This window comes from Streptomyces sp. NPDC058092 (genome assembly GCF_042884935.1).
Classification (GTDB): Bacteria; Actinomycetota; Actinomycetes; order Streptomycetales; family Streptomycetaceae; genus Streptomyces.
In genome coordinates, this window is record NZ_JBHVSY010000003.1 from 455,003 (window position 1) to 463,365 (window position 8,363).

General features: G+C 69.4%; 9 protein-coding genes. 1 reads left to right on the forward strand and 8 read right to left on the reverse strand.

The annotated features are described in order from the left end of the window. Nucleotides 1–50: 50 nt before the first annotated feature. A complete protein-coding gene (locus ACFVV1_RS08335) occupies nucleotides 51–1,238 on the forward strand; it encodes a DUF5667 domain-containing protein (RefSeq protein ID WP_389986300.1) in 1,188 nt (395 codons plus the stop codon). 121 nt (nucleotides 1,239–1,359) lie between these two features. Here the strand turns inward: ACFVV1_RS08335 and ACFVV1_RS08340 are convergent, their stop codons facing one another. From ACFVV1_RS08340 to ACFVV1_RS08375, 8 genes are all read right to left on the reverse strand, one after another. After that, entirely contained in the window at nucleotides 1,360–2,430 is a 1,071-nt protein-coding gene (locus ACFVV1_RS08340) for a lysophospholipid acyltransferase family protein (RefSeq protein ID WP_389986303.1), read from the reverse strand. Nucleotides 2,431–2,445: 15 nt separating this feature from the next. After that, the gene (locus ACFVV1_RS08345) at nucleotides 2,446–3,543 is read right to left on the reverse strand and encodes an NAD-dependent epimerase/dehydratase family protein (RefSeq protein ID WP_389986306.1); all 1,098 of its coding nucleotides are present in this window, start codon (nucleotides 3,541–3,543) and stop codon (nucleotides 2,446–2,448) included. 184 nt (nucleotides 3,544–3,727) lie between these two features. Further along, nucleotides 3,728–3,826, reverse strand: coding sequence for a 30S ribosomal protein bS22 (locus ACFVV1_RS08350; RefSeq protein ID WP_003948845.1), 99 nt, complete (start codon nucleotides 3,824–3,826; stop codon nucleotides 3,728–3,730). Nucleotides 3,827–3,935: 109 nt separating this feature from the next. Beyond that, nucleotides 3,936–4,148, reverse strand: coding sequence for a helix-turn-helix domain-containing protein (locus ACFVV1_RS08355; protein ID WP_014046653.1), 213 nt, complete (start codon nucleotides 4,146–4,148; stop codon nucleotides 3,936–3,938). 128 nt (nucleotides 4,149–4,276) lie between these two features. Then, nucleotides 4,277–5,092: a phosphatase gene (locus ACFVV1_RS08360; protein WP_389986308.1), complete on the reverse strand. Its 816-nt coding sequence runs from the start codon at nucleotides 5,090–5,092 to the stop codon at nucleotides 4,277–4,279. Between the two features lie 122 nt (nucleotides 5,093–5,214). Further along, complete coding sequence (locus tag ACFVV1_RS08365; RefSeq protein WP_389986311.1) at nucleotides 5,215–6,387, reverse strand: acetoin utilization protein AcuC; 1,173 nt, start codon at nucleotides 6,385–6,387, stop codon at nucleotides 5,215–5,217. Further along, nucleotides 6,356–7,561 (reverse strand): MFS transporter, encoded by a 1,206-nt coding sequence (locus ACFVV1_RS08370; protein WP_389986314.1) that lies wholly within the window; start codon nucleotides 7,559–7,561, stop codon nucleotides 6,356–6,358. Before ACFVV1_RS08370 ends, ACFVV1_RS08365 begins: the two co-directional genes overlap by 32 nt. Before the next feature lie 42 nt (nucleotides 7,562–7,603). Then, nucleotides 7,604–8,248 (reverse strand): HAD family hydrolase, encoded by a 645-nt coding sequence (locus ACFVV1_RS08375; protein WP_389986317.1) that lies wholly within the window; start codon nucleotides 8,246–8,248, stop codon nucleotides 7,604–7,606. Nucleotides 8,249–8,363 lie beyond the last annotated feature (115 nt).

The following is an 8,363-nucleotide window of genomic DNA, read 5'->3' on the forward strand; positions in this document are numbered from 1 at the left end:
TTCCGGACCCTCAGGGGAGTCGACCGTCATGACGAGAGGAGGTGCCGCCAGTGATCGCGAACGTTTCGGCACACCGGCGGGCGAACGCCTTCGCCCAGGCCCTGGAGGAGCAGTCGCTCCGCGGTGCGGCGGCCGTACAGCCCGAGGAACCGGCCGAACCGGCCGACCACGGAACGCTGTTGGCCCTGGCGAACGGCCTCGGTGAGCTACCGCGGCCCGAATTGGATCCCGAAGTCAAAGTGGTGCAGCGAGCCCAGCTCGTCGCCGCCATGGAGGCCATGTTCGCCGAGGGCGGCGAATCCACGGGCCCTACGGTGCCCGAACAACGGACCAAGGGGGCCCACCGGGCCTCCCCGCTCCGGAAATTGCGTCCGCGCTCCCGCTGGGCGAAGGGCCTCGCGGCCGGCGGGCTCACCGTCGGTGTGGCGGCGGGGGCCTTCGGCGGAGTGGCCGCTGCCAGTTCCGACGCCCTGCCGGGTGATTCCCTGTACGGGCTCAAGCGCGGCATGGAGGACATCCACCTCACCATGGCCAGCGGCGACGCCGACCGCGGCGAGGTCTACCTCGACCAGGCATCGACCCGGCTCAGCGAGGCCCGCCGGCTGATGGAGCGCGCCCGCTCCGGCGATCTCGACCACGAACAGCTCGGCGAGGTCAGGCGCACGCTCAACGGCATGACGCACGACGCCACCGAGGGCCACCGCCTGCTCCACGCGGCCTACCAGCGGGACGGCGCGATCGGCCCGATCCAGACCCTGGAGTCCTTCTCCCGCTCGCACCGCGACAGCTGGAGCAGCCTGCGCGACCGGCTGCCCGTACAGCTGACCGATGTGGGTGACCAGGTCAACTCGGTCTTCGACGCCATAGACGATGAGGTCGAACCGCTGCAGTCGCTGCTGCCCCTCACCCCGGACAGGAACAGGGATTCGCAGCAGTCGGACGCCACGGAACAGGCCACGGGATCGTCCGGTACGGACCACTCCGCGCCCTCGTCACCGGAGGCCTCGCACGGCCGTACGGGCCCCAGCACCGCGCCCCACCCCTCGGCCTCCGGCAGCACCCCGTCCGACGGCCTGATCGGCGGCACGGACGGCCTCCTCGGCACCCCGCCCCAGGGCACCGCCCCGTCCGCCGACGGCCGGATCAGCCCCCCGCCCACGCCGGACGTAACCCTGCCCCCGCTCCTCCCCGGCCTGCTCCCGGGTCTGGGAATCAACAGCGAGGACCTGAACGACTGACACCACCTCGATCGCCGGACGGGCACGAAAAGAGCAAGCCCGTCCGGTGGTTGAGGACAAAGCCCCACCAGGCTCACCCGGCACCCTCCTCGGAGGAACACCGACTCGGAGAGACACCGGCTCAAAAGAAGACCGACCTCCGCTGCACCAACAACTTGTACAGCGTGTGCTGAATCTGCTCCCGCACCTGATCCGTCAGATTGAACATCAGCATCGGATCCTCCGCCGCCTCCACCGGATACCCACTCGTGGAGATCGGCTCGCCGAACTGGATCGTCCACTTCGTCGGCAACGGCACCGCCCCGAGCGGCCCCAGCCAGGGAAACGTCGGCGTGATCGGGAAGTACGGAAAGCCCAGCAGCCGCGCCAGCGTCTTCGAGTTGCCGATCATCGGGTAGATCTCCTCCGCCCCCACGATCGAGCACGGAACGATCGGCACCCCGGCCCGCAGCGCCGTGGAGACGAAACCGCCCCGCCCGAAGCGCTGCAGCTTGTACCGCTCGCCGAACGGCTTGCCGATGCCCTTGAAGCCCTCCGGCATCACCCCGACGAGCTCGCCGCGCCGCAGCAGCCGCTCCGCGTCCTCCGCACAGGCCAGCGTGTGCCCGGCCTTGCGGGCGAGCTCGTTGACCACCGGCAGCATGAAAACGAGATCGGCGGCGAGCAGCCGCAGATGCCGCCCGGCCGGATGGTTGTCGTGCACGGCGACCTGGAGCATCAGCCCGTCGAGCGGCAGCGTCCCCGAGTGGTTGGACACGATGAGCGCCCCGCCGTCGGACGGGATGTTCTCGATGCCCTTCACCTCGACCCGGAAGTACTTCTCGTACACCGGACGCAGCATCGACATCAGGACCTGATCCGTCAGTTCCTTGTCGTACCCGAACTCGTCGACGTCGTACTCACCGGTGACCCGCCGTCGCAGGAACGCGAGCCCGCCGGCGATCCGCCGGTCCCAGCCACCCGGCTCGGCCCCTTCCAGGGGCTGCCCGGCCCGCTGGGGCTCCCCCTGCGGCAGCGAGGCGTCCTGCTGCCCGGGAAGGGCGCTGACGGCCGCGGTCCCGACCACTGGCGCCGCCGCAGAGGGCCCCTGCCCCCGGCCGCCGCTCCCCGCGGACCGGCGCCGCGCGGAGCGCGACGCGCCGGTCGACCGCGAACGGTCGTCGTCGAACGGAATGACCTTGGCATCCGCCATCGTCGATGCGCTCCTCTACGTGCCGCTGCTGGGGGTCGGGTACGTGTCGCCCGCCCCGGTGATCCCCGGACCGTCGCCGCCCGCCCCGGCGAACGGCATGGCGGCCACTCTGTCGACCGTCCTTCCCACCGCCTCGGGCGGCAGCAGCCCCGGCCCCTGACTGCGCGCGAACTCCGCGAACGTCTCCGCGGTGGTGAACTCCGGGTGGAAGCCCAGCGTCTCGCGCATCTGGACGGTGGAGACCACCCGGCCGTGGGTGAGCAGCCGGATCTGCTCCGGCGAGAAGTCCGTCATGCCGACCGTACGCAGCGCCTGGCCCACCCAGGTGACGGCCGGCAGCAGCAACGGCACCGTCGGCCGCCCCAACCGCCGCGAGCACTGCGAGAGCAGCAGCACGCCGTCCCCGGCGATGTTGAAGGTGCCGCTGTTCAGCGTCCCGCGCCTCGGCTCGCGCGAGGCGATCCCCAGTACGTCGACGACATCGTCCTCGTGCACGAACTGGAGTCTCGGGTCGTAACCGAACACCGTGGGCAGTACGGGCAGCGACAGATAGTCGGCGAGCGGCGAATCCGCCTCCGGCCCCAGGATGTTCGCGAACCTGAGCACGCAGACGGCGACGTCCGGCCGGCGGCGCGCGAAGCCCCGTACGTACCCCTCGACCTCCACCACGTCCTTGGCGAAGCCCCCGCTCGGCAGGGACTTGGGCGGAGTGGTCTCGGTGAAGACCGCCGGATCGCGGGGTGCGGAGCCGTACACGTTCGTACTGGACTTGACGACCAGCCGCCGCACCCTCGGCGCCTTCTGACAGGCCCCGAGCAGCTGCATGGTGCCGATGACGTTGGTCTCCTTGACCGTCGTCCGGCCACCCGTGCCGACCGCCTTGGCGGAGACGTCCAGATGGACGACCGTGTCGACGGAGTGCTCGGCGAGGACTCTGGCGATCGCGGGCTGGCGGATGTCCGCCGTCACGAAATCGGCGTCGCCCAGCCGGTGTCCGGGCGTGACCGCGTCGACGGCGATCACCCGGTCCACTTCCGGATCACGCTGGATGCGCCGCACGAAGCGGCCGCCCAGCTGCCGGGCCGCTCCCGTGACCAGCACGACCTTCCCCAAGATCAGCGCCTTCCGTCGAAAGGTTTCCCCTGGCCGTCACCGTAGCGGGTGGACGTTGCCCTGTGATGACCGCACGGCTGCCTTGTGCCGAGACTTTGGCCCGAATGCGGGTACCGCCCCACAACGCGCCGCAGCCCTCCCGCCACATGGGCGGAAGGGCTGCGGATTCACGAACTGCGTTCGCCTACTTCTTGTTGCGACGCTGAACGCGCGTGCGCTTGAGCAGCTTGCGGTGCTTCTTCTTGGCCATCCGCTTACGCCGCTTCTTGATAACAGAGCCCACGACTACCCTCGCTCACTTCTCTTCACTGGTGCGGGGCGTCTGGGCCCACACGACCTACGTCGGCCTAGCCTACCCGCCACCGCGTGAGGGGCGTAATCCGAGGTGAACCTCAGGCGGACTCCACCCCCACAAAGGACTCGCGGAGATACTCGTGAACCGCTTGCTCCGGAACCCGGAATGACCTGCCCACCCGGATCGCCGGCAGATGACCGCTGTGCACCAAGCGGTACACGGTCATCTTCGACACCCTCATGACCGAGGCGACTTCCGCCACAGTCAGAAACTTGACCTCGTTGAGAGGCCTCTCGCTGCCAGCAGCCATGACCCACCTGTACCTTCCGCACCAGACGCGCACCGGCTTCCCCTCCGGTGACTCTTCGTCGTTGTGCGCTCACTCCCCAGATTAGGGGCGTGTGATGCGAGTGGGGAAGAGGAGAGACGATCGGCCGCCTACTGTGACAGACAGGCCCGATTGAGTACATAGCGCGTGAGCGGCCGGTAGTAGGCGGACCGTACGGCGTCATCGAGCGGAACGGCGACCGAGACCCGCCCCTCCGCCTCTCCGACGAACAGCGCGGGATCGTCGGTATCCGCCAGACCGATCGCCTCGATGCCCAGCTGACCTGCGCCGCAGACCCATCCGTGGTCCCCGACGACCAGCTCCGGCAACCGCCCGCGCCCCTCCGCCGCCGACTCCAGAACGACCCGGACCGGCAACGGTGAATGGGTATGTGCGCCGGTGTCACCGCCGGGAGTCCGCGCGCCCGGTTCGCGCACCATCGCGACTCCTCGTACGTAGTCGAGGTTGTGCGTGCGTACGCCGAACCGGGTCGTTATGTCGATACATCGGCCCTGCGCGGGGGTGAGTACGGGGCACCCGGCCGCCGACAAGGCGTCTGCCAGCTCTGCGTAGAAACCGAGCAGCCGATGCGGATGACCGGTCCCGAACAGCACCGGCGCCCGCCGGACCGCCGCATGCGACAGCCGCTCCGCGAAGGAATCCAGAGCTGCCAAAGTCCGCTCCGGATCGATCACATCAGGGCCCGAAACATGAGCGGGATCGTCCGAAACACCGCACTTGTCGGCCATCAGACGAAGAAGATCGGACTCTTCCCAGCGCCATTCGGGGTCGAGGCCGAGCGTCGCCCGCGGGTCGCGGGCCGCGAAGAGCCGATAGCTCCGCAGGCTCACTTCCCTCGACGTGGCCACGGGCCCGGCCAGCCTGGCCGCCAGCAGATGCGCACGCAGCGCTCCGGTGCTCAACACCCCACCGATGCTGCCTCAATCACCCGGACGGGGGGCCAGAAGCCCGGTTACGCCCCACAGTTGGCGTAACCCTTCCTCACCACCGCACGGAAACGGCCGCACCGCGACCGCCCCCGCCCGCCTCAGGCCAGCAGCCCCCGCAACGGGAACGCCGCCCGCCTGGTCGCCCGCACCGCCTGGTCCACCCGGTCCGCGGGGTCATACCCCTCCTCCCACGACTTCCAGGAAGGAGTACGCCCGTCCGTCATCCGGGCCGGTCCCGGCTGCCGGGTCCGCGCGTACACCTCGTCCCGCCACGAGGCCGGAATCACCGACTCGGGATCCACCGGCGCATGCGCGGCGATCCCCACCAGATGCGTCCAGGACCGCGGCACCACGTCGACCACCGCGTAACCGCCCCCACCGAGTGCCACCCAGCGCCCGCCCTCCGCGTACTCGTGGGCGAGATCGTGACAGGCCGCCATCACCGCCCGCTGCGCGTCCAGCGACACCGCCAGGTGGGCGAGCGGGTCCTCGAAGTGTGTATCGGCCCCGTGCTGACTCACCAGCACCTGCGGCCGGAAGTCCGCCAGCAGCTCCGGCACCACCGCATGGAACGCCCGCAGCCAGCCCGCGTCCCCCGTACCGGCCGGCAACGCCACGTTCACCGCACTGCCCTCACCGGCCCCGGCGCCGGTCTCCTCCGGCCAGCCGGTCTGCGGGAACAGCGTGCGCGGGTGCTCGTGCAACGACACCGTCAGGACTCGCGGGTCTTCCCAGAAGGCCGCCTGCACACCGTCCCCGTGGTGCACGTCCACATCGATGTACGCGACCCGCTCGGCACCCAGCTCCAACAGCCTCGCGATGGCGAGCGCCGGATCGTTGTAGATGCAGAACCCCGCCGCACCGCCCGGCATGGCGTGGTGCAGCCCGCCCGTGAAGTTCACGGCATGCGCGGTGTCCCCACGCCACACCGCCTCGGCCGCGGCCACCGACTGCCCGGCGATCAGCGCCGACACCTCGTGCATCCCCGCGAACGCGGGATCGTCCACCGTCCCGAGCCCGTAGTTCTGATCGGCGTGCTTCGGATCCGCCGACGCGGCGCGCACGGCGGCCACATAGTCCTCGCGGTGCACCAGCCGCAGCGTGGACTCGCCGGCGGGCTTGGCCGCCACCACATCCACCGCGCGGTCGAGCCCGAACGCCCGCACCAGCCCCATCGTCAGAGCGAGTCTGACAGGGTCCATCGGATGACTTTCGCCGAAGTCGTATCCCGTTACTGCGTCATCCCACATCAACTGTGCGCGGCCGCTCATGCCCGCCACCGTATCGGGCGGATTCCGCGCCGAACGACTTGGCGTACACGAGCGTCGCCAGGACCAGCACCATCGGTACGAGCATCGCTCCCCGGTAGCTCCAGGCGTCCCCGAGCGCACCCACGAGCGGCGACCCCACCAGGAATCCCACATAGTTGAAGACATTCAGCCGCGCGATGGCCGTATCACTCGCCCCGGGGAACATCCGCCCGGCAGCGGCGAACGTCTGCGGCACGATCACACACAGACCGAGACCCAGCAGAGTGAACCCGAGCATCCCGACCCACGCCCCACCGGCCAGCGCCACCACAGCAAACCCGGCCGCGGCCAGCACACTCCCGGACCGCACCACGGTCACCGCCCCGAACCGCCGCACCCCGAAGTCCCCGACAGCCCGCCCCAGCAGCGTCGTCACCATGTAGACGTTGTACGGAACGGTCGACAGCTGCTCCGAACTCCCCAGCACATCCTGCAGATACTTGGCGCTCCAGTTGGAGACCGTCGAGTCCCCGATGTACGCGAAGCTCATCACCAGACAGAGCGGCATCAGCAACGTGAAGGAGACCGACGCGGCCCCCTTCCCCTGCCCCTCCACCGGGCCCGCCTCGACGGACGCGCCCTCCGCGTACCACCGGCTTCCGATGAACGCGACGGGCAGCAGCACGACAACTGCCGGCAGGTACGAGACCAGCAGCGACAGATCCCAGTGCGCCCCGGCCCACGCCATGGACGCCCCCGCGATTCCGCCCAGGCTGTACGAGGCATGGAACCCCAGCATGATGGAACGCCCGTACGCCCGCTGAAGGCTGACCCCCATCATGTTCATGGAGGCATCGAGCGCCCCGACGGCAAGCCCGAACACCCCGAGCGCCAGAGCCGCCTCCCACAACGCGCTCCCGGCCCCGGCACCGAGCAGCGCAAGCAGCACAACAGGCTGCGCCCACCTCAGTACGACCCCGGGCCGCACCCGCGCGACCACCTTCTCGGTGACGACGCTGCCCACTCCGGCCAGGATCGGCACCGCGGCCAGGAACACCGGCAACAGCCCGTCGGATATCCCGTACCGGTCCTGGATGGCGGGAATCCGCGTCACGAGCAAAGCAAAGGTCACTCCCTGCACGAAGAAGCTCAACGCGAGGGACGCCCTGCCGTGCCGCAAGCGAGCATGTGTCATGGCCGCGAGCGTAGGGCCAGTCTCTACCCATGGGTAGATGGATCAGGCGAGCAATTCCCGCAGTTGGCTCATGTCGGAGAAGTGCCCGGTCACCCCCGCGAGCCGGTCCGCGGGCATCATCGACGTGAACCCGTACACATCCATCCCCGCGGCCCGGGCCGCCTCCACTCCGAGCGAGCTGTCCTCGATGACGACGCACCGCTCGGGAGGAACGCCCATCCGCTCGGCGGCGAGCAGGAACAGATCGGGCGCCGGCTTTCCGTGCGCCACATCGTCCGCGCTGAAGATCCAGTCCTCCTCGAACCACTGGTCGATCCCGGTCTTGCGGTGCCCGACCCGGATCCGTTCATGGCTCCCGGACGACGCGACGCAATAGGCGACCCCGTCGGCGACGAGCTTCCCCAGCACCTCGTTCACTCCCGCCACCGGTTCCAGCTCCTGCCGGAAGGCCGCGAAAATCCGTGAGTGGAGCGTCTCGTCGAAGTCCGCGGGCAGTTTCTCCCCCGTCCTCTCCTCGACGAGGTCGTGCACTCGGTGCACGGCAGCCCCCATGTAGTCGCGAAGGCACTCCTGGTACGAGGTGGGGTGCCCGAGTTCCGTGAGGTACTCGGACAGGATGGTGTTGGAGATCGGCTCGCTGTCCACGAGCACACCGTCGTTGTCGAAGATGACCAGTTCGTAGCGCATGGATCGAGCCTAGACGCTCCGAACGCAGAAAAGCCCCGTGCCACAAGGGCACGGGGCTTTCCGTAAAAGGAGTTCGGCGGCGTCCTACTCTCCCACAGGGTCCCCCCTGCAGTAC